This window comes from Mycobacterium canetti CIPT 140010059 (assembly GCF_000253375.1).
Classification (GTDB): domain Bacteria; phylum Actinomycetota; class Actinomycetes; order Mycobacteriales; family Mycobacteriaceae; genus Mycobacterium; species Mycobacterium tuberculosis.
The window spans coordinates 784,163-805,149 of record NC_015848.1 but is presented as its reverse complement, the minus strand read 5'-3'; the positions used below and the strand labels follow the sequence as shown (position 1 = coordinate 805,149).

Below are 20,987 nucleotides of genomic sequence, written 5' to 3'. Positions count from 1 at the left end.
CTACACCGGACTTTCGTTGCACGGGCGCTTGGGTGGCCGCATCGACAGCGTCAGGGGCACCGGTTTGCTGACGCGCCGACCGCGGGAGTGGTCGGCGCGGGGCCGCGGTAGGTGGCGCTCGCGCGCCAGCGCCGGCTCGCTATGGCCTTGCACGCATTCGGGATCCGGCCCGTCCAGCGGCAGGCCGGTGAAGAATTTCGCCGCCATGCAGCCGCCCCGGCAGCTGTCGTAGTGTCCGCAGCTGCCACAGGCGCCTGCGGACTGGGGCTCCCGGAGCTCGCGAAACAGCGACGAGTTCTTCCAGACGTTTTGAAATCCGCCGTCGGACAACACGTTTCCGGCTAAGAAGTGGTCATGAATGGCGAATGGGCACGCATACACGTCACCCACCGGGTCGATCAGGCACACTACCCGCCCGGCTCCGCACATGTTCAAGCCGGCCAGAGCCCCCGACTGGCCGAGCGGCGCCAGGTGGAAGAAGGAATCGCCGGTGAGCACCCGCTCTCCTTTGGAAACCAGCCAGTCGTAAAGCTGCACCTGCTGGTCGGCGGTGGGGTGCAGGTCGGCCCATACGTCAGTCCCGCGCCCCGACGGTCGCAACCTGGTTATCCGCAACGTCGCTCCGTAACGGCTTGCCAGCGTGGCGAATTCGTCGAGCTGGGCGACGTTGCGCCGGGTGACCACAACCGAGATCTTGACGCCGGCAAATCCCGCCGCTGCCAGGTTCTGCAGCGCGCGCACCGCCATGTCGAACGACCCGTTGCCGCGGATGGCGTCGTTGACCTCGGCCGTGGCGCCGTCGAGTGAGATCTGAACGTCGACGTAGTCGGTGGCTGCCAGCCGCGTGGCCACCTCGGGGGTGATCCGGACCCCGTTGGTGGAGAATTTCACCCCGACGTGGTGTGCGGTGGCGTAATCTACCAGCTCCCAAAAGTCCGGGCGCACGGTTGGTTCGCCGCCGCCGATGTTCACGTAGAACACCTGCATGCGTTCCAGCTCGTCGATGATGTCCTTGCATTGGCGGGTGGACAACTCGCCGGGATCGCGTTTGCCCGAGGACGACAGGCAGTGCACGCAAGCTAGGTTGCAGGCGTAGGTCAGCTCCCAGGTAAGGCAGATCGGCGCGTCGAGCCCCCGCTCGAACTGCTCGATGAGTCGGGGTACGGGGCTCGTCATGTTGTCTGCCGAGGAACCAGCATGTTCGAACCGGCGAGCACATTCAGGGCGTGCAGGTACGGATCCTGGTCACAGTCGTCGACGCCGGCGCCGCGGCAGGCCGACCGGATATCGGGATAATCCGCCAGCGTCCGCACCACCGCGAGGATGGTGCGATTTTTCAGAAATGACAACTTACGGGTGCCGAAGTGATAGAGCAGCGCGCCAAAAGGCTCCGGCCGGACCGCCACCTGTGGGTGTAGTCGCCAGCCGCGATCGGGATCGAATTCGCTGGAATCAGCCCGGCGAGCCTGCGCGGGCGCCGGCACGGTCAGTAAACCCCACACATTCCGTCGATGGACACCTCTTCAACCAGGGTCTCGGTGACAAGCTCGGTGTCGGTATCGGTTTCGTAGTCCATCTGGATTGCCTTTCGCCAGCAGGTCTCGACAGCGATCCGTCGATCTGGACACAATATGGCATCGAGTGCCGAAATGGAAGGGCGAATGTGATGCCGCACGAGTCGCGGGTGGGCCGACGGCGCTCAACCACACCGCACCACATCAGCGATGTTGCCATCGAACTGTTCGCTGCCCACGGTTTCACCGATGTCAGCGTGGACGACATCGCCCGGGCGGCCGGCATCGCCCGCAGAACGTTGTTTCGCTACTACGCGTCCAAGAACGCTATCCCCTGGGGTGACTTCAGCACCCACCTTGCACAGCTACAAGATCTACTCGACAATATCGATTCACGGATTCAGCTGAGGGACGCGTTGCGCGCAGCGCTGTTGGCCTTCAACACCTTTGACGAATCCGAAACCATCCGACACCGCAAGCGCATGCGGGTCATCTTGCAAACTCCTGAACTGCAGGCCTATTCGATGACCATGTATGCTGGCTGGCGCGAGGTGATCGCCAAATTCGTTGCCCACAGATCGGGTGGAAAGACGACAGACTTTATGCCCCAAACCGTCGCCTGGACAATGCTGGGGGTCGCTCTGAGCGCCTATGAACATTGGCTGCGCGACGAATCCGTCTCCTTGACCGAAGCGCTCGGGGCCGCGTTTGACGTCGTCGGCGCCGGTCTGGACCGACTCAACCAGTGACGGGCACCGAACACCTGGTCCACACCCTGCGGTCACAGGGGCGGGTGTGCACCTCCTCCGGCTCCCCGATGTACCGCGAGCTACTTGAGCTCGTGGCAGCTGACGTCGAAAGCGGCGGCGTCTTCGCGTCCATCTTGGCCGACCAGAAGGGTGCTCCGGAGGGCCAGGCGGTGCCGCTTCGGCTGCTCGGCGGATTGCACCGGATGGTGCTCGACGGCCGCGCACCGGTGTTGCGCCGCTGGTACCCCAGCACCGGCGGTACCTGGCAGGCGGAGGCAGCCTGGCCCGATATCGTCCGCACCGCGACCGACCAGCCGGAGTCGCTGCGTGCGGCTCTCGATCGGCCACCGCAGACCAACGAGGTGGGGCGCTCGGCGGCGTTGATCGGTGGACTTCTCATCGCCTGCCTCCAATTCGACTTGCCAATAAGGCTTTTCGAGATAGGGTCCAGTGCAGGGCTGAACCTGCGACCAGATCGGTACCGCTACCGTTATCTCAGCGGCGAATGGGGCCTGGCCGACTCGCCGGTGCGAATCGACAATGCCTGGCTGGGCGAATTGCCGCCGACGGCCACGGTGCGGATCGTCGAACGACACGGATACGACATCGCGCCCATCGACGTCACCAGCCCCGACGGGGAGCTGAACGCGTTGAGCTACATCTGGCCGGACCAGACCGATCGGTTGGAGCGGTTGCGGGGCGCCATCGCCGTCGCCCGCAACATTCCCGCGGACCTCCATCGGCAGGCGGCGCACGCCGCAGTCGCCGGCATGACTCTGACCGACGATGCACTCACCGTGTTGTGGCATTCGATCACCTGGCAGTACCTGCCCGCCGACGAACGCGCAGCGATCCGCGCCGGAATCGACGCATTAGCCGCGCAAGCCGATGCCCACTGCCCGTTCGTGCACCTCACCTTGGAGCCTGCCCACCAGCGGCCCGGCGCCCAAATCAAGTACCTGGTACGTATGCGCAGTTGGCCGGGTGGTCACGCCCGGGTCTTGGGTGAATGCCATCCACACGGCCCACCGGTGACCTGGCAATGACGAGCGATCTGCGATCCCCGAGTTGGGTCGGCACAGTGTTGGCGCCGCCACGGTAGCAGCTCGCCGGATATTTTCCTGACCAACCCGTCGGAATTCACGCCAGCGCGGCGACGGTATGGGCGGCTCTGCGGCGCCCGTGGCACGGCCGAGGACCTGACGTCGGAGACATTTCGGGCTGCAACGGATGCCGCGCATGGAAGCGATCCGCCGCCAATCGCGATTTCATGGCTGCGTGGCGCGACACAAGCTGGCTGACCACGATCAGCCGCCGTCATGTCCCCATGCCGGTCACCGAGCTCCCACGAACAACCGAGCTCCCGACCGGCATATTCGCCGGCTCCGGTTGTCCCACCCTGGTTGCTGCTAGGCCGTCGCAGGCCTGGTCGCCACGCGCGAGGCGATCACCGCAGCCAGCGGTGTCGCGGGACAAACAGGTCAATCCGAGCACGGAGCCATCCTCGATGCTACCGACAACCGAAGCGCGGCATTCGCGGTCTTGAAGCCGAGCCCGTGCCGGAAACGCCCAGAGCTCAACAGATGCCGGCTCAGTGAAACGGCGAATGTCAGCTACGAGGTAGCCGATTCCGACGTCATCCGCGACTTCTACGCCACGTGCTGGGGTGGACCGTCAAACCGGGCCGCGTCGCGGATGGCTGGCAGGCGCCGGGCGTGCATCTGATGGCCCGGTGCAGCGGGCCGCAGCCCGCATCCGAGCGCCGTGCCGATATGGACGGTGGCGATATCGACGCGGCGGTCGCACGGGTGCGTGCGGCCGGCGCGCTGGCCGAGCCGTCCCGACAGCCAGACGATATGTCCGCCGAATGCGCCGACGACCAGGGCGCCCGCTGCCACCTAGGTCAGCTCTAGGCCTGAGTTTGGTCTAACACTTCGGCGATGGGCGCGCCCGCGGCGATCTTGCCGCGCACCTTCATGACCTTGCCGGCCATCCCGCCACCGACCACGCCAACCAGCACGCCATCGCGCTCGTAATAGGCAAGGAACTTGCGCCCGTCGTCCTCGACCAGATGCACAACGTCGGTGGCGTGCGGCTCCCCCAGGCACTGGATTTTGACGTCATACTGGTCACTCCAGAAATACGGGACGACCACGCCCGTGGGCACATCGGTCCCGAGCATCGCGGGCACCACGACTCGGGCCTGGTCGGCGACGTTGCTCCAATGTTCCACGCGTGCTTGGTGTCCCATCGGATCTCGCCAGGAGGCGACGTCACCGAGCGCCCACACATTCGGCGCGCTAGTCCGCCCGGCTTTGTCACAGATCACGCCGTTGTCGACCTCGACGCCGCTACCCTCTAGCCATTCGGTCGCCGGGGTCGACCCAATGCCCACAACCACCAGATCAGCCGGCAGTTCGGTACCGTCGGTCAGGACCACCGCGTCGACATGCCCCTTGCCACGTACCTCGGCCACTGTCACACCCGTGCGAACATCAACGCCCTCATCGCGATGGAGCCGCGTCACCAACTGGCCGATCTGCTCGCCCAGCACCGAGGCCAACGGCGCCGGCTGCGGCTCAACCAGCACCACATCCACACCGAGACCGCGCAGACTGGCAGCCACCTCGCAGCCGATGAAACCGGCCCCCACCACCACGGCGTGCCGTGCGGCGGATGCATGCTTGCGCAGTGCCATGCTCTCGTCGAACGACCGGAGCACCCGAATGCCATCAAGGTCGGGAAGCGATGGAATACGCCGGGGCACCAAACCAGTCGCGATGACGAGCTCGTCGTAGCCGAGCACCGTACCGTCGGCCAGCGTTACCGTCTGTTCTCCCGTGTCCAAGCTGACGGCAGCCGACCCCAGCCGAAGTGCGATGTCCTTTTCGTCGTAGAACTCGCGGGGTTTGAGGGCCACATCGTCGACCTCGCTGCGCAGCACCTCCTTGGATAGCGGCGGACGGTCGTACGGCAGATGCACCTCGTCGCTGACGATCGTGAGGCGACCCGAATAGCCCGCACGACGCAACTGCTCGGCGGTGCGCGCAGCTGCCAATCCGCCGCCGACGATCACAATTCCATCGTCAAACTCATTGACGCCTTCACGACTGGTCACGTGTGCGTTCATACACGATCGCGCGTCAATACTTCAAGGCACCCTTATCGACCGGGATCTGATTGCCCGACAGTGCGCCCGAGCCGTCGCCGGCCAACCAGACAACGACGTCGGATATCTCGTCTGGTGTCATAAAACCTTTGGGCTGCAACGGCATTGGTGGAAAGCTATGCACATATCCGGGATGCTTGGCGAACGTCTGAATCATTGCCTCCGGTTCGATCATCGGGGTGTCGACCGAGTAAGGATGAATGGAGTTGACCCGTATGCCGAATTCACCGAGCTCTATCGCCAACGTGTTGGTCAGCGCTACGAGTGCATGCTTGCTGGCCGCGTAGTGGCCGTTGCCCGGTGTCGCCTTCAACCCCGCCGACGAGCTGACAACCACAATCGAACCCCCATTGCCGGCATCGATCATCGCGGGCACGGTGGCCCGCAAGGTGCGCCACGTACCCGTCAAGTTGACCCCGATAACGGTCTCCCACTGCTCATCGGTGAGTTCCCAGAGCCTGCCCCAACCCAGCACCCCGGCGTTGGCCACCACGATGTCGAGCCGGCCGAACTGCTCGACACCATCGGCCACCAGCCGCCGCAACTCGGCGTCGTCGCGAATATCCACCTCGCGGGCGAGCACCTTGCGGCCTTCGGCTTCCACCGCGCGGACGGTCTCGCCGAGATCTTCGGACGTGGCCGGCGGGTAAGTCACGCTGCCGGATACTGGCGCGCAGATGTCCAGCGCGACGATATCGGCCCCCTCGCGCGCCAGCCGCACCGCGTGCGACCGTCCTTGGGCGCGGGCGGCGCCGGTGACAAATGCCACCCGGCCGTGCAGTGATCCTCCCCGCGCAGACACGTACGCCCCTCTCGCCGACTGTCAGGCTAGCAGCGAAACTGTAACGTGTTCTAACGTGCCCCAGATTCCCGCCCACCAGACACAAAATCCCCCGATGCCTCGGCGTGTCGCGGGCTTTCGCGTCTGCTCGCCAGCGGATGGTGCCCCAGCTCGCCTCAGATTTCGGAGATGATCTGGGCGCGCTTGCTCTCGTATTCCGCCGCGTTGACCGCACCGCTGGCGCGCAGCGATTCCAGCTCCGCAAGCCGCTCGGCGATCGATCCTTGCGACGCTGGCTCGGCCGCCGGCGCCTGCCGCTCGGCTGCCCGCCGCACCACCGCTTGGACTTGCTGACGCAGTGCCGGATTCGAGCGGATGTCAACCATCCGGTTCAGCGGAACGTTGTTTGCCTTCAGAATCTGCAAGATCTCCATCAGCGGGCCGGTTTGCCCACTCAAGTCGTAGGTCTTGTTGTCTTCGGCGACGGTGAATTGGGCGGGCACCAGGCCGTTGACCAAAGCGCTTCGTTCCCAGTCGATCAGGTATTGCTGCGTGGCGGGATTCACCAATACCACCAGTTTTCGAGCCGTGAGATTGCCCAGCCGGGTCACACTGGCGATGACCCGGTCTTCCGTGTCGAACGGAGTGATGCCGGGTCCCGAGATGTGCAGGTGCACCTTTACCAGCGGTTGATCGTTGATCCGGGTCCCCGTCTCGCTGAGCCCGGTGATTTGGGCGAGCGCCAGCACTCCACTCCGTTCAAGTGCCGCGGTCTTGGCAGCGGTCTTTGCCCCGTAGTTGGTCAATGCGAGCGCGACCAGCACGTCAGCAACGGTAATGCTCAGACCGACATAGAACATCCACGACATCAGGCTGCCCAGTCCGAGCGTGAAGTAGACGACCAAGAAGATCGGCCCGACCAGACCACCGCACAACAGCACCAATAACTGCATCTTGATGTAGCGCGCTAACACGTGCCTGCTCCTTGCCTCGTCGGAGGGTCCATGTCAGCGTAGCGCCGCACGCTGGGCATTTTCGCGAGCAGACGCAAAAGAACATGATGGGCGCTGGTGCGCCCATCATGTTCTTTTGCGTCTGGTGGCCGGTAGACCTACTTGATGATCTTGGTGACCCGGCCGGCGCCCACGGTGCGGCCACCCTCGCGGATCGCGAAACGCAGACCTTCGTCCATGGCGACGGGCTGGATCAACTTCACCGAGATGTTGGTGTTGTCACCGGGCATCACCATCTCGGTGCCCTCCGGCAGTGTCACCACACCGGTCACGTCGGTGGTGCGGAAGTAGAACTGCGGACGGTAGTTGTTGAAGAACGGCGTGTGCCGGCCGCCCTCGTCCTTGGAAAGGATGTAGACCTGGCCTTCGAACTCGGTGTGCGGCGTGGTGGTGCCGGGCTTGGTGACAACCTGGCCACGCTCGACGTCCTCGCGCTTGACGCCCCGCAGCAGCAAACCAACGTTGTCGCCCGCCTGGCCCTGGTCGAGCAGCTTGCGGAACATCTCCACACCGGTGACGGTGGTCTTGGTGGTCGATGGGCGAATGCCGACGATCTCAACTTCCTCGTTCACGTTGATCACGCCGCGCTCCACACGTCCGGTGACCACGGTTCCGCGGCCGGTAATGGTGAAGACGTCCTCGACCGGCATCAGGAACGGCTTGTCGGTCTCGCGGACCGGGTCCGGAATCGACTCGTCGACCGCGTTCATCAGTTCCTCGACAGAGGCAACCCACTTCGCGTCACCCTCGAGCGCCTTGAGCGCCGAGACCCGCACAACCGGGGCGTCCTCGTCGAATTCCTGTGCAGCCAGCAGCTCGCGGACCTCCATCTCGACGAGTTCGAGCAGCTCCTCGTCGTCCACTGCGTCGGCCTTGTTCAGCGCTACCAGGATGTAGGGCACACCCACTTGACGCGCCAGCAGAACGTGCTCGCGGGTCTGGGGCATCGGGCCGTCGGTGGCGGCGACCACCAGGATCGCACCGTCCATCTGCGCGGCACCGGTGATCATGTTCTTGATGTAGTCGGCGTGGCCAGGGGCGTCGACGTGTGCGTAGTGCCGCTTGTCGGTCTGGTACTCCACGTGCGCGATGTTGATGGTGATACCGCGCTGACGCTCCTCGGGGGCGTTGTCGATCTGGTCGAATGCCTTCGTCTCGTTCAGATCGGGGAATTTGTCGTGCAGGACCTTGGTGATAGCCGCGGTCAGGGTGGTCTTGCCGTGGTCAACGTGACCGATGGTCCCGATGTTGACGTGGGGCTTGGTCCGCTGGAACTTCGCCTTCGCCACTTTTGTGTCCTCCTGGACTTGTTAGTGCTTATAAAAGCAGTGTTGATGTTTTCAGTTATGCCGCGGTCGTAACCGGGCCAGCCTACTCGTATGGTTGTATCTACTCGCCAGTCGCCTTCGCGCTGCTCATTGCTCGTGAGCTTCGCTCACTAGCGGTCGTCTTCGCATCGCCTAGTCGCCCGTCGCCTTCGCTGTACCCATTGCTCGGCTCCTCACTCGCGAGCTTGCGCTCACTCGCCCGTCGCCTTCGCTGTACCCATTGCTCGGCTCCTCACTCGTGAGCTTGCGCTCACTCGCCCGTCGCCTTCGCTGTACCCATTGCTCGGCTCCTCACTCGCGAGCTTGCGCTCACTCGCCCGTCGCCTTCGCTGTACCCATTGCTCGGCTCCTCACTCGCGAGCTTGCGCTCACTCGCCCGTCGCCTTCGCGATGATTTCCTTCGACACGTTCGCCGGCACTTCGGAGTACGAGTCGAACACCATGGAGTAGTTTGCCCGGCCTTGAGTCTTGGACCGAAGGTCACCGACGTAGCCGAACATCTCCGACAGCGGCACGTGCGCCCTAACAACGCGCGCACCAGCCCGCTCCTCCATGGCCTGGATCTGGCCACGGCGGGAGTTCAGGTCGCCTATCACGTCACCCATGTAGTCCTCGGGTGTGGTCACCTCGACCGCCATGATCGGTTCCAGGATCACCGGCTGCGCAAGTGCGGCAGCCTTTTTGAGCACCTGCGAGCCCGCGATCTTGAACGCCATTTCCGAGGAGTCAACCTCGTGGTAGGCGCCGTCGAGCAGCGTGACCTTCAGGTTCACCAGCGGATAGCCGGCCAGCACGCCGTACTGCATGGCGTCCTGTGCGCCGGCATCCACCGACGGGATGTACTCCCGCGGGATACGCCCGCCGGTGACTTTGCTCTCGAACTCATAGGTCGCGCCCTCTTCACCGGTGAACGGCTCGAGGTTGATGATGACCTTGGCGAACTGGCCCGAGCCACCCGTCTGCTTCTTGTGGGTGTACTCGACGTTCTGCACGAGCCGCTTGATGGTCTCCTTGTAGGCAACCTGAGGCTTGCCGACGTTGGCCTCGACCTTGAATTCCCGGCGCATGCGGTCCACCAGGATGTCCAGATGCAGCTCGCCCATGCCGCCGATGACGGTCTGGCCGGTCTCGGAATCCAGGTGCACCTTGAAGGTCGGATCCTCTTCGGCGAGCTTCTGGATCGACAGACTCAGCTTCTCTTGGTCGCTCTTGGTCTTCGGCTCGATGGCCACCTCGATCACCGGGTCGGGGAAGGTCATCGACTCCAGCACGATCTGCTGGTTCGGGTCGCTCAAGGTGTCACCGGTGGTGGTGTCCTTGAGACCGATCACCGCGTAGATGTGACCGGCACTAGCCCTATCGACCGGGTTCTCCTTGTTGGAGTGCATCTGGAACAGCTTGCCCAGCCGTTCTTTCTTGCCCTTGGTGGCATTGATGACCTGGCTACCCGACTCGACGGTGCCCGAGTACACCCGGATGTAGGTGAGCTTGCCGAAGAACGGGTGAGTAGCGATCTTGAACGCCAGGGCCGCAAAGGGCTCGTCGGTGGTCGCCTTGCGCACCACCTCCTCGTCCTCCTTGGCGGGCGCGTGCCCGATCGCCGGCGGAACGTCCAGCGGCGACGGCAGGTAGTCGACGACGGCATCCAGCATCGGCTGCACGCCCTTGTTCTTGAACGCGCTGCCGCACAGCACCGGGTAGATCTCGCTGGCGATTGTCAGCTTGCGGATCGCGCCCTTGATCTCGTCGACGGTGAGCTCCTCACCGCCCAGGTACTTCTCCAACAGGTGCTCGTCGGACTCGGCGACCACCTCGAGCAGCTTGGTCCGGTACTCCTCAGCCTGCTCGGCCAGGTCGGCCGGTATTTCCACGGTGTCGTAGGTTTCGCCGAGTTTCGTCTCGCCGCGCCACACCTTGGCGTTCATCTCCACCAGGTCGACGACGCCTTCGAAGTCGGCCTCCGCACCGACGGGAAGCTGAATGGGCACGGCGTTGGCCCCAAGCCGCTCCCCCATCGTGCGAACCGAGAAGTAGAAGTCCGCACCGATCTTGTCCATCTTGTTGACGAAGCAGATTCGGGGGACATCGTATTTGTCGGCCTGCCGCCACACCTGTTCGGACTGCGGTTCGACACCCTCTTTGCCGTCGAAAACCGCGACCGCGCCGTCGAGCACGCGCAGATTGCGCTCCACCTCGACGGTGAAATCCACATGCCCTGGCGTGTCGATGATATTGAGCTGGTTGTCTTTCCAGAACGTGGTCGTGGCCGCAGAGGTGATGGTGATGCCGCGCTCCTGTTCCTGTTCCATCCAGTCCATGGTGGCTGCGCCGTCGTGCACCTCACCAATCTTGTAGTTGATACCGGTGTAGTACAGGATGCGCTCGGTGGTTGTGGTCTTGCCGGCATCGATGTGCGCCATGATGCCGAAGTTGCGGACCCTACTCAGGTCGGTCAGCACGTCCTTCTGTGCCACAGAAGTCTTCCCACTCTTTCGGTTGCTAGTTAGCTGTCTATCACTGTCGGTTTGCGCCCTGGCTGGCTAACCGGCGCTTCTCACCAGCGATAATGCGCAAAGGCTCGGTTCGCCTCGGCCATCTTGTGGGTGTCCTCACGCCGCTTGACGGAGGCCCCAAGGCCATTGCTGGCATCCAGGATCTCATTTGCCAGGCGCTCGATCATCGTCTTCTCACGGCGTTGCCGCGAGTAGCCGACGAGCCAGCGCAGCGCCAGCGTGGTCGACCGGTCGGGGCGCACCTCGACAGGCACCTGATAGGTCGCGCCGCCGACGCGACGGCTGCGCACCTCCAGGGCGGGTTTGACATTGTCGAGAGCCCGCTTGAGGGTGATCACCGGATCGGTGCCGGTCTTGTCGCGAGCTTGCTCAAGCGCACCATAAACAATGCGCTCGGCCAGCGATTTTTTCCCCTTCAACAGAACCTTGTTCACCAACTGGGTGACCAACTGCGATCCGTAGACCGGGTCGTTGACCAACGGACGCTTGGGCGCGGGCCCCTTGCGTGGCATCAGCCCTTCTCCTTCTTAGCGCCGTAACGGCTGCGTGCCTGTTTGCGGTTCTTGACACCCTGCGTATCCAGCGAACCGCGGATGATCTTGTAGCGCACACCAGGCAGGTCCTTCACCCGGCCGCCGCGCACCAGCACCATCGAGTGCTCCTGCAGGTTGTGGCCCTCGCCGGGAATGTACGCCGTGACCTCGACCTGACTCGTCAACTTCACGCGGGCAACCTTCCGAAGCGCCGAGTTCGGCTTCTTCGGAGTGGTGGTGTACACGCGGGTGCATACACCACGACGCTGCGGGCTGCCCTTCAGAGCCGCGGTCTTGACCTTACTGATCTTGTCCCGACGACCCTTGCGGACCAGCTGCTGGATGGTTGGCATCTACCGGCTTTCTATCTTGGGCGCTTTCACGTTCTGTTTGTCGGCCATGCCCCGCCACGGTTACCCGCGGCCGGGTGTGTCGCATAGCTTGCCTCAAACTCGATTCGTCTCATCCGAGGCATCGCGGACATGCGAATTGGCCCGGCATCCACGCCCCTACATCAGGCGTAAGCCGCCAGGCACGAGCAACCACAATACCCGCCGCCAGTCTGGCAGGTCAAAGCGGGCGTTGCGGCCGAAGCAGGGCGCTACGTTGACGCGGTACCACCGTGTGTGGTGCGCCTTTCCATGCCCGCCGCCAGCCGCAGCACCATGTCGGTGAACACCGCATCGGTATCGATGTCGTCCATGACGCCGGTCATTTCCAGCAACACAAACCCATGCAGTGCCGACCAAAACTCGAGCGCCGCGTAGAAAGCCTGCTCACCGTCGAGGCCGTACGAGGACAGCACGGCGATGACGGGCGCGGCTGCGCCCCTAGTCGCAGCGGTGTATTCGGGATCGTCACCGCCCAGCGGCATCCGGGTGAACGCCGAGTACCGACCCGGGTGGTGGTGGGCGTAGCTGCGGTAGGCACCGGCCATGACCAACACCGCGTCATCGCGTGCGCGACCCGCACCGACCCTATTCAGCATCGTGATGATGTCGTCGATCACCCGAATCCGCACCGCCCGGCGTAGATCCTCGAGGCTGTCCACGTGGTTGTACAGCGACGGCCCCTTGGTCCCGAGCTGGGTCGCCAGCGCATTGATGGTCAGCGAGTCCCACCCCTCCCGATCCAAAAAGGTCAGGGCGCCCTCGACGATGCTCTCACGGCTCAGTTTGGCCGGGCGAGCCACGGACTTCACCGCTTTCCCCGCGCGCGGGCGGCCGCCCGCTGACGGTGCTTGCGGCTGAGCTGCCATGGCGGTTCGCCCTTCGGTTGGGGTGATCGGCTTTGGGTCCGCACCGGTCTTCGGGGGACGTTAGGGCCAACTAATGACTCTAGCGACCGGGTTGTGGAGTAGCTGACATCAGACGCGGGGTGCCTGCCCGGCAAATGCACTCAGGTCTGTCGTCGCCCGGGCGAATGCACGTACGCTCAATCAAGGCCCGATCAAGGCTCAGTCAAGCATCACCCGCCCAGTCGAAGGGGGGCCCACCGTGAAGTGGAACACCGTCGCCGCGTCGCTGGCTGCCGGTGTCATCACCATCGCTGTCGCCTTGGCCGCCCCACCGCCGGCCGCACACGCCAAGAACGGCGACACCCATGTCACCGGGCAGGGCATCGAGCGGACGCTGGACTGCAACGAATCCACCTTGTTGGTCAACGGCACTCAGAACATCGTGACCGCGCTGGGAACCTGCTGGGCGGTGACCGTGATGGGCTCGTCCAACACCGTTGTCGCCGACACGATCATCAACGACATCACCGTCTACGGCTGGGACGAAACGGTGTTCTTCCGCAATGGTGATCCGTTCATCTGGGACCGTGGCCGGGAACTAGGAATGGTAAACCGACTGCAGCGGGTCGGCTGAGGTGGTCGAGAAACCGTTGCGCGCCGATCGCGCTACCCACTCCCGGTTGGCGACCTTTGCTCTGGCGCTGGCTGCCGCAGCGTTGCCGCTGGCCGGCTGCAGTTCCACTGCCAACCCGCCGGCAGCTACCACGACGCCCGCGACCCCCACCACCACCACGACAGCGACGAGCGGCCCGACCGCGGCGCCGACCGTGACGACCGGAGAATCCACAACCGCTTCGATCCAGATCGGTGACATGCTGACCTACGGATCCATCGGGACTACCGCCACCCTTGACTGCGCTGACGGCAAGTCACTGAACGTGGCCGGCTCGAACAACACGCTGACCGTCAACGGCACCTGCGAAACGGTGACCGTCGGTGGTGCGAACAACAAGATCGCCTTCGACAGGATCGACGAGCGCCTCGTTGTTGTTGGGCTGGACAACACGGTCACCTACAAAAACGGTGACCCCACAATCGATAACCTCGGCGCGGGCAACCGCATCAACAAGGAGTGACCACAGGCCAATCGCCGTCTTGCTCGCCACCTCGGTCAGATTGCGAGGTTGCTCATCAGTCGTCCTCTCCGGTTCGCTGGCTGTATCGCCCCAGGGCGTCGGATACGACGTTCTCCATATATGCCAACAGATCCCGCATCTCCCGCAGCCGTCGGCTTCGCTGCGGCGGGGCGTCGCCCAGCGCCCTCAGCCCCACGTCAGCCAGGTCCTGCAGTTCGGCCATTGCCCGGATGCGTTCACGCTCGCCAGCCGCGAAAGCGTTGGGCCGCAACCGGAAATAGGTGCGCCGATCCCCGGCGACCGCGAGCCGCTCAATGAACCCAAATTGGATCAGCATCCGGGCATTGGTGCTGATCCCCCCGCTGCTGGCCGCCAGCGCCGTCGCCAGTTCCTCCGAGGACTGCCGCTCGGGATCACACACCAGCAGCCAGCCCAACAATCGACCCGCCAACCGAGTCAAACTCCTGGACTCGAAATAGCCGCCCATCTGTTCGACGAATTCCATGATGTCGGGCTCGGCGCCCATCTGATCGACCCCGTCGTTGACGCTCACAAGTTTCACTGTACTCTGAAATCTGTGACGTTCGGTATGCGTCACCAGACCGGCGTGAACTTCATGCGACAGAGGCGGAGGGCGATGATTGGAACTCTCAAGCGTGCCTGGATACCGCTGCTCATCCTGGTTGTGGTCGCCATCGCCGGCTTCACGGTGCAGCGGATCCGCACTTTCTTTGGTTCCGAAGGCATCTTGGTGACGCCGAAGGTCTTCGCCGATGACCCGGAGCCGTTCGACCCCAAGGTGGTGGAGTACGAAGTTTCCGGCTCCGGTAGTTACGTCAACATCAACTACCTGGACCTCGACGCCAAGCCACAGCGGATCGACGGCGCGGCCCTGCCGTGGTCGCTCACCTTGAAGACCACGGCGCCGTCCGCGGCCCCCAACATCCTCGCGCAAGGCGACGGCACTTCGATCACCTGCCGAATCACCGTCGATGGCGAAGTGAAGGACGAGCGGACCGCAACCGGCGTGGATGCCCTGACCTACTGCTTTGTGAAATCCGCATGATCGCGCAAAGGACAGCTGCGCCGACGGGCTCCGTCCCGCCCGACAGGCACGCGGCGCGACCGTTCATCCCCAGAATGATCCGTACCTTCGCGGTGCCGATCATCCTTGGGTGGTTGGTCACCATCGCCGTCCTCAACGTCACTGTGCCGCAACTGGAAACGGTCGGACAGATACAGGCGGTGTCGATGAGCCCCGACGCGGCACCGTCGATGATCTCGATGAAACACATCGGCAAGGTGTTCGAGGAGGGAGACTCCGACAGCGCGGCGATGATCGTGCTGGAGGGCCAGCGGCCGCTCGGTGACGCCGCCCATGCGTTTTACGACCAGATGATCGGCAGACTGCAAGCCGACACCACCCACGTCCAGTCCTTGCAGGACTTTTGGGGGGATCCACTGACCGCCACCGGCGCCCAGAGCAGCGACGGCAAGGCCGCCTACGTTCAGGTGAAACTCGCGGGCAATCAGGGCGAGTCACTGGCCAACGAGTCCGTGGAAGCGGTCAAGACCATCATCGAGCGCCTTGCGCCGCCACCCGGTGTCAAGGTGTACGTCACCGGTTCGGCCGCGCTGGTCGCCGATCAGCAGCAGGCCGGCGACCGTAGTCTGCAGGTGATCGAGGCGGTCACGTTCACCGTGATCATCGTGATGTTGCTGCTGGTCTACCGGTCGATCATCACGTCGGCGATCATGCTGACGATGGTGGTGCTCGGGCTGCTCGCCACCCGCGGGGGCGTGGCTTTCCTCGGTTTCCACCGGATCATTGGGCTCTCGACCTTCGCGACCAACCTGCTCGTGGTGCTGGCGATCGCGGCCGCCACCGACTACGCCATCTTCCTGATCGGCCGCTACCAGGAAGCACGCGGGCTCGGCCAGGACCGGGAGTCGGCGTACTACACCATGTTCGGCGGCACCGCCCATGTCGTGCTGGGCTCGGGTCTGACCATCGCGGGTGCCACGTTCTGTCTGAGCTTCACCCGACTGCCGTACTTTCAGACCCTCGGTGTGCCGTTGGCGATCGGGATGGTCATCGTCGTCGCCGCCGCGCTCACCCTGGGCCCGGCGATAATCGCCGTGACGAGCCGGTTCGGCAAGCTGCTCGAGCCCAAGCGGATGGCGCGGGTGCGGGGCTGGCGCAAGGTCGGGGCCGCCATCGTCCGCTGGCCCGGCCCCATCCTGGTCGCTGCGGTGGCCCTGGCGCTCGTCGGTCTGCTGACCCTGCCGGGCTACCGGACCAACTACAACGACCGCAACTACCTGCCCGCCGACCTACCGGCCAACGAAGGCTATGCGGCCGCGGAGCGCCATTTCTCCCAGGCCCGGATGAACCCCGAGGTGCTGATGGTCGAAAGCGACCACGACATGCGTAATTCGGCCGACTTTTTGGTGATCAACAAGATCGCCAAGGCCATTTTCGCCGTGGAGGGGATATCCCGGGTGCAGGCCATCACCCGGCCGGACGGCAAACCGATCGAGCACACCTCAATCCCGTTCCTGATCAGCATGCAGGGCACCAGCCAGAAGCTGACCGAGAAATACAACCAGGACCTGACGGCCAGGATGCTGGAGCAGGTCAACGACATTCAGTCCAACATCGACCAGATGGAGCGGATGCACAGCCTCACCCAGCAGATGGCCGATGTCACCCACGAAATGGTCATTCAGATGACCGGGATGGTGGTCGATGTCGAGGAGTTGCGCAACCATATTGCGGATTTCGACGATTTCTTCCGCCCCATCCGCAGCTACTTCTACTGGGAAAAGCACTGCTACGACATCCCGGTCTGCTGGTCGCTGCGGTCGGTGTTCGACACCCTCGACGGAATCGACGTCATGACCGAAGACATCAACAACCTGCTGCCGCTCATGCAGCGCCTGGACACGCTCATGCCCCAGCTGACCGCGATGATGCCCGAGATGATCCAGACCATGAGGAGCATGAAGGCGCAGATGCTGAGCATGCATTCCACCCAGGAAGGGCTGCAGGATCAGATGGCCGCGATGCAGGAGGATTCGGCGGCGATGGGCGAAGCCTTTGATGCTTCGCGCAACGACGACTCGTTCTATCTGTCTGGGCTTCCCCTCTTATCGTGGAGACATCGCCATGAGGAGGTTAGGCGATGGAGGCACGGCGGAAGTTCGATGCCCAGTTCAAGGAAGGCGCCGTCCGGATCGTTCGGGAGACCGGCAAACCGATCGCGCAGGTTGCTCGTGAGCTCGGGATCAGTGACGGCACCCTGGGTAGCTGGGTCAGGCAGGATGAGCGCGCCCGAGACGGTGGTGACGGGCGGCTTTGCGAGAGCGAACGCGAGGAACTCAAGCGGTTGCGTGCGGAGAATGCGGAGCTGGCGATGGAGCGCGATGTTCTCAAGCGCTCGGTCGCCCTCTGGGTCAAGGAAGCGATGCATCGGTAGGCCTGGCCGCTGTAATCGCCACTCAGAGGGTAGAACACGGTATCCCGCACGCGGTGTCGTGCCGCGCGCTGGGCGTGTCGCAGGCATGGTTTTACAAGTGGTGCCATAGCGATGGTTCACCACGGCGTGCACGGCGAAAAGCGTTGGCGGCCACCATCGGGTATCTGTTCGCCAAGCACAAGCGGACCTACGGATCACCGCGGATTACCGCTGACCTACGGGATATGGGGTGGCGGGTGTCGGTGAACACCGTCGCGGCGCTGATGCGCGAGCAGGGTCTGGTAGCGCGGCGCAAACGCCGCCGGCACGGCACCACGAAACCGGACAAATCCGCGCGTAAGGCCCCCGATCTGCTGGGCCGAGACTTTTCCCCGCGCGACCACCCCAACCTCGCCTGGGTGGGCGATCTGACCGAAATCCCCACCGATGAGGGCAAACTGCACCTCGCCTCAGTAATTGACCTGCATTCGCGGCGGGTGCCCGGGTTCGCCATGGGGGTGCACCATGACGCCGCGCTGGCGCGGGCGGCGCTGTGTATGGCCATTGCGGTGCGCGGCGGGTCGGTGGCCGGGGTCATTTTCCACACCGACCAGGGCGGTGAATACACCGGCGAACTGTTCGCCAGCGCTTGCCGATCCGCTCGCGTCACCCAATCGATGGGGCGTACCGGGTCGGCTCTCGACAACGCGGCCGCGGAATCGTTCAACTCGACTCTGGAATGGGAATTGTTGCGCAACAACCACTTCCACACACGTGAAGAGGCACGTCACGCGGTCGCCGCCTGGATCGACGAGTATAACGTTGAACGTCGGCATTCCACGAACGGCATGCTCAGCCCCGTCGACTACGAACGCGCCTGTGGTCAACAACGGAGTGAGCAACCAGCCGGTGAACAGCACGCCCAGAAACGGGCGGCATGAACCCAGAAGGAGACGGCTTCGCCGCCGCTGTCCTGCCCGCCGAGCGCCGCGGCAGGCTACGGGGCCGCCCCTCCGGCCTCAAGGGTCGCTACCGCGATCGCTACGCGACGGGCCTACGGCCCGCCCTTGACCCCGGAGCCTCTACGGCCCCTTCCCGCACAGCGGCACGGGCAGGAGCAGCAGCCCTGCCCACCAGACCCGCCACGGCGCCCGGCTCCTATCAAGATCAAATCCCTACAAACAAGTCTCTACGGTTACAGGGGATTGCCTGCCTCCCGAGGTTTTCGACAATCCCGACTTCCAACGCGGCCTGGAACAGTTCCTCTCGCCGGACGGGCACGCGGTGCGGTTCATCATCAGCCACGAAGGCGACCCGATGAGCCAGGCGGGCATCGCGCGCATCGCCAAGATCAAGACCGCCGCCAAGGAAGCCATCAAGGGCACACCGTTGGAGGGATCCGCGATCTACCTGGGCGGTACCGCGGCGATGTTCAAGGACTTGTCCGACGGCAACACCTATGACTTGATGATCGCCGGAATCTCCGCGCTCTGCCTGATCTTCATCATCATGCTGATCATCACCCGCAGCGTCGTCGCGGCCGCCGTCATCGTCGGCACCGTGGTGTTGTCGCTGGGCGCCTCGTTCGGGCTGTCGGTGCTGATCTGGCAACACATCCTGGGTATCGAGCTGCACTGGTTGGTGTTGGCGATGGCGGTCATCATCCTGCTGGCCGTCGGCGCGGACTACAACCTGCTGCTGGTTGCCCGGCTCAAGGAGGAGATCCACGCCGGAATCAACACCGGCATCATCCGTGCGATGGGTGGCAGCGGGTCGGTGGTGACCGCCGCCGGGCTGGTGTTTGCCTTCACCATGATGTCGTTTGCCGTCAGCGAGCTGACCGTGATGGCCCAGGTTGGCACCACCATCGGCATGGGCCTGCTCTTCGACACCCTGATCGTCCGGTCGTTCATGACACCGTCGATCGCGGCCCTCCTCGGAAAGTGGTTCTGGTGGCCCCAGGTTGTCCGGCAACGACCCGTTCCGCAGCCGTGGCCCTCGCCGGCATCGGCACGGACCTTCGCCTTGGTCTGAGCCGTACCCTCCTAAAGCGTGTCGCCCTGTTCGGCCCGAGGTGCCGGGGCCCCATGCCGACCGGCACCCGCGGCGAACCGTCTCGCCCCCGCTAGCGCCTCGCCGGCCACCCGCGCGATGCTGGCGAACTCGAGGTCGAGCGCCGCGGACTCGGGCAGGCCCCACTGGTGCAGCGCCGACAGCCGATCCGATCGCAGACACTGCTGCGGCAGCGCGGCCAATTGCGCCGCCAACTCCTCAGCCGCCTGTCGGGCTTGACCCTTGGGCACCACCCGATTGGCCAACCCCATGGCCAGCGCTTCATCGGCCGGCACCCCACGGCCAGTGAGGATCATGTCCATCGCGCGGCTGTGCCCGATCAGCCGTGGCAGTCGCACGGTGCCGCCGTCGATGAGCGGTACCCCCCAGCGACGGCAAAACACACCGAACACGGCGTCTTCCTCGGCCACCCGCAGGTCGCACCACAGTGCCAATTCCAGCCCCCCGGCGACGGCGTAGCCGCTGACGGCGGCGATCACCGGTTTGGACAGCATCATTCGTGACGGCCCCATCGGGCCGGGACCCGTCCGGTGCACAGAGTTGGCCTCCGGTGTGCCAAAGGCCTTCAAATCGGCTCCCGCACAAAAGGTTCCACCCGCACCCCAGAGTACGGCCACCGACGCGGCGTCGTCCCGGTCGAATTGCTCGAACGCCGCGCACAACGCCGCGGCGGTCGGGCCGTTGACCGCGTTGCGGGAGGCCGGCCGGTTCAGAATCACCGTGGTCACCCGACCTTTGCGCTCCACACGCACCAGATCACTCATGTCACCTCCAGAAGTTGAGTTGCATCGCGTCGTTTCGCCATTGCAGTGGCGAAGTCGTGGTACGCCGCCCGCAACCCGGCGCCCGGCCAGTCGGCGGGCAACAGTTCAGCGGGCAACATCGGATCGGTGAGCAGGTGGCGCACCATCGCCGCAGCCACCACAAATCGCCCGGGCATGTCGGTGGCCGCTGCCATGTCGCCGAGCAACCGGTGGCCGGCCTCGGTCCACCCCGACAGATCCCACAGCTGCCCGGCCAAGTCGGCAGGGGCCTCGTCGCGGGCCGTCAGCATCCGAACCCGGGCCGCAACGTCGGACTCCAAGTCGAGGTCGAGATTGTCCGGCCGCATCCACACCCCTTCCCGCAATTCACCGAAACGCTTGTGGTGCATGCAGGTTCGCAGTGCGGCCCGGGTACGAGCATCGGTGCCGATGCTGGTGACAATCAGCATGTGCCAGTTTCCGTGCCAAGCGCGGGTCCGTGGGCGCATGGCCTCATCTTGTCGTCGCTGGCGGGCCAGCAACCGATCCGAGAGCCGGTAGCCGTCGGCGGACCGAACCAGATCCCCGGCACCGACCATGCGGGTCAGCGCGACCCGCAACGTCGTCTCCTTGATACCGAAATCCGCTGTCAGCTGGATCAATTCGCTTGCGGCGGCCCACGCGGGATGAGCACCGAGCAGCACGCTGAGTACCACCGAACGGGCGGTCATGGCCGGCAT

At 64.3% G+C, this 20,987-nt stretch carries 21 protein-coding genes and 2 pseudogenes; 8 read left to right on the top strand and 15 right to left on the bottom strand.

Annotated elements, in window-relative coordinates; all coding sequences use genetic code 11:
* The 3 genes from mftC to mftA are packed head-to-tail and all read right to left on the bottom strand — an operon-like array spanning window position 1 to window position 1,576.
* Window positions 1-1,176: a mycofactocin radical SAM maturase gene (mftC, locus tag MCAN_RS03610; protein WP_014000363.1), complete on the bottom strand. Its 1,176-nt coding sequence runs from the start codon at window positions 1,174-1,176 to the stop codon at window positions 1-3.
* Entirely contained in the window at window positions 1,173-1,502 is a 330-nt protein-coding gene (gene mftB / locus MCAN_RS03605; protein ID WP_014000362.1) for a mycofactocin biosynthesis chaperone MftB, read from the bottom strand. The genes mftC and mftB overlap by 4 nt, the downstream gene beginning before the upstream one ends.
* Window positions 1,487-1,576 (bottom strand): mycofactocin precursor MftA, encoded by a 90-nt coding sequence (mftA, locus tag MCAN_RS22300; RefSeq protein WP_003403483.1) that lies wholly within the window; start codon window positions 1,574-1,576, stop codon window positions 1,487-1,489. The genes mftB and mftA overlap by 16 nt, the downstream gene beginning before the upstream one ends.
* Before the next feature lie 90 nt (window positions 1,577-1,666).
* Between mftA and mftR the strand changes: the two genes are divergently transcribed.
* Together mftR and MCAN_RS03590 are read left to right on the top strand one after the other, a co-directional pair.
* Window positions 1,667-2,263 carry a mycofactocin system transcriptional regulator gene (gene mftR, locus MCAN_RS03595; protein WP_014000361.1) on the top strand — a complete coding sequence of 199 codons (597 nt, stop codon included), beginning with the start codon at window positions 1,667-1,669 and terminating at the stop codon, window positions 2,261-2,263.
* The gene (locus tag MCAN_RS03590) at window positions 2,260-3,309 is read left to right on the top strand and encodes a DUF2332 domain-containing protein (RefSeq protein ID WP_014000360.1); all 1,050 of its coding nucleotides are present in this window, start codon (window positions 2,260-2,262) and stop codon (window positions 3,307-3,309) included. Before mftR ends, MCAN_RS03590 begins: the two co-directional genes overlap by 4 nt.
* 603 nt (window positions 3,310-3,912) lie before the next feature.
* Here the strand turns inward: MCAN_RS03590 and MCAN_RS23345 are convergent.
* The 9 genes from MCAN_RS23345 to MCAN_RS03545 form a co-directional block, all read right to left on the bottom strand.
* Complete coding sequence (locus MCAN_RS23345; protein WP_178121162.1) at window positions 3,913-4,161, bottom strand: hypothetical protein; 249 nt, start codon at window positions 4,159-4,161, stop codon at window positions 3,913-3,915.
* Between the two features lie 11 nt (window positions 4,162-4,172).
* Window positions 4,173-5,393, bottom strand: coding sequence for an NAD(P)/FAD-dependent oxidoreductase (locus MCAN_RS03580; RefSeq protein ID WP_003901000.1), 1,221 nt, complete (start codon window positions 5,391-5,393; stop codon window positions 4,173-4,175).
* A gap of 13 nt (window positions 5,394-5,406) precedes the next feature.
* The gene (locus MCAN_RS03575; protein ID WP_003403468.1) at window positions 5,407-6,234 is read right to left on the bottom strand and encodes an Rv0687 family mycofactocin-dependent SDR oxidoreductase; all 828 of its coding nucleotides are present in this window, start codon (window positions 6,232-6,234) and stop codon (window positions 5,407-5,409) included.
* A 155-nt stretch (window positions 6,235-6,389) separates the two neighbouring features.
* The gene (locus tag MCAN_RS03570; RefSeq protein ID WP_014000359.1) at window positions 6,390-7,187 is read right to left on the bottom strand and encodes an SHOCT domain-containing protein; all 798 of its coding nucleotides are present in this window, start codon (window positions 7,185-7,187) and stop codon (window positions 6,390-6,392) included.
* Between the two features lie 137 nt (window positions 7,188-7,324).
* Window positions 7,325-8,515, bottom strand: a complete 1,191-nt coding sequence (gene tuf, locus MCAN_RS03565; RefSeq protein ID WP_003403463.1) for an elongation factor Tu — start codon at window positions 8,513-8,515, stop codon at window positions 7,325-7,327.
* A gap of 407 nt (window positions 8,516-8,922) precedes the next feature.
* Complete coding sequence (gene fusA / locus MCAN_RS03560) at window positions 8,923-11,028, bottom strand: elongation factor G (RefSeq protein ID WP_003898554.1); 2,106 nt, start codon at window positions 11,026-11,028, stop codon at window positions 8,923-8,925.
* An 80-nt stretch (window positions 11,029-11,108) separates the two neighbouring features.
* On the bottom strand, window positions 11,109-11,579 hold the full coding sequence (gene rpsG, locus MCAN_RS03555; RefSeq protein WP_003403456.1) for a 30S ribosomal protein S7: 471 nt from the start codon (window positions 11,577-11,579) through the stop codon (window positions 11,109-11,111).
* Window positions 11,579-11,953: a 30S ribosomal protein S12 gene (gene rpsL / locus MCAN_RS03550; protein ID WP_003403453.1), complete on the bottom strand. Its 375-nt coding sequence runs from the start codon at window positions 11,951-11,953 to the stop codon at window positions 11,579-11,581. The genes rpsG and rpsL overlap by 1 nt, the downstream gene beginning before the upstream one ends.
* 248 nt (window positions 11,954-12,201) lie before the next feature.
* The gene (locus MCAN_RS03545; RefSeq protein WP_003403451.1) at window positions 12,202-12,792 is read right to left on the bottom strand and encodes a TetR/AcrR family transcriptional regulator; all 591 of its coding nucleotides are present in this window, start codon (window positions 12,790-12,792) and stop codon (window positions 12,202-12,204) included.
* 304 nt (window positions 12,793-13,096) lie between these two features.
* Between MCAN_RS03545 and MCAN_RS03540 the strand changes: the two genes are divergently transcribed.
* The gene (locus MCAN_RS03540; RefSeq protein WP_003403448.1) at window positions 13,097-13,471 is read left to right on the top strand and encodes a DUF3060 domain-containing protein; all 375 of its coding nucleotides are present in this window, start codon (window positions 13,097-13,099) and stop codon (window positions 13,469-13,471) included.
* A 1-nt stretch (window position 13,472) separates the two neighbouring features.
* Window positions 13,473-13,973, top strand: a complete 501-nt coding sequence (locus MCAN_RS03535) for a DUF3060 domain-containing protein (RefSeq protein ID WP_014000358.1) — start codon at window positions 13,473-13,475, stop codon at window positions 13,971-13,973.
* Between the two features lie 55 nt (window positions 13,974-14,028).
* Here the strand turns inward: MCAN_RS03535 and mmpR5 are convergent, their stop codons facing one another.
* On the bottom strand, window positions 14,029-14,526 hold the full coding sequence (mmpR5, locus tag MCAN_RS03530) for a siderophore transport transcriptional regulator MmpR5 (RefSeq protein WP_003403442.1): 498 nt from the start codon (window positions 14,524-14,526) through the stop codon (window positions 14,029-14,031).
* 84 nt (window positions 14,527-14,610) lie between these two features.
* Between mmpR5 and mmpS5 the strand changes: the two genes are divergently transcribed.
* The 4 genes and pseudogenes from mmpS5 to mmpL5 (MCAN_RS03510) form a co-directional block, all read left to right on the top strand.
* Entirely contained in the window at window positions 14,611-15,039 is a 429-nt protein-coding gene (mmpS5, locus tag MCAN_RS03525; RefSeq protein WP_003403439.1) for a siderophore transporter accessory protein MmpS5, read from the top strand.
* Window positions 15,036-17,108, top strand: a pseudogene (gene mmpL5, locus MCAN_RS03520) (siderophore RND transporter MmpL5); the annotation flags it as partial. The gene mmpS5 and the pseudogene mmpL5 (MCAN_RS03520), both read left to right, overlap by 4 nt.
* Window positions 17,109-17,505: 397 nt before the next feature.
* Window positions 17,506-18,372 (top strand): IS3 family transposase, encoded by an 867-nt coding sequence (locus MCAN_RS03515; protein WP_014000357.1) that lies wholly within the window; start codon window positions 17,506-17,508, stop codon window positions 18,370-18,372.
* Between the two features lie 268 nt (window positions 18,373-18,640).
* A pseudogene (gene mmpL5 / locus MCAN_RS03510) lies at window positions 18,641-19,465 on the top strand (siderophore RND transporter MmpL5); the annotation flags it as partial.
* Between the two features lie 11 nt (window positions 19,466-19,476).
* On the opposite strand, the gene MCAN_RS03505 reads toward mmpL5 (MCAN_RS03510), so the two are convergent.
* A complete protein-coding gene (locus tag MCAN_RS03505) occupies window positions 19,477-20,268 on the bottom strand; it encodes a crotonase/enoyl-CoA hydratase family protein (RefSeq protein ID WP_014000356.1) in 792 nt (263 codons plus the stop codon).
* The gene (locus MCAN_RS03500; protein ID WP_014000355.1) at window positions 20,265-20,987 is read right to left on the bottom strand and encodes a PaaX family transcriptional regulator C-terminal domain-containing protein; all 723 of its coding nucleotides are present in this window, start codon (window positions 20,985-20,987) and stop codon (window positions 20,265-20,267) included. Before MCAN_RS03500 ends, MCAN_RS03505 begins: the two co-directional genes overlap by 4 nt.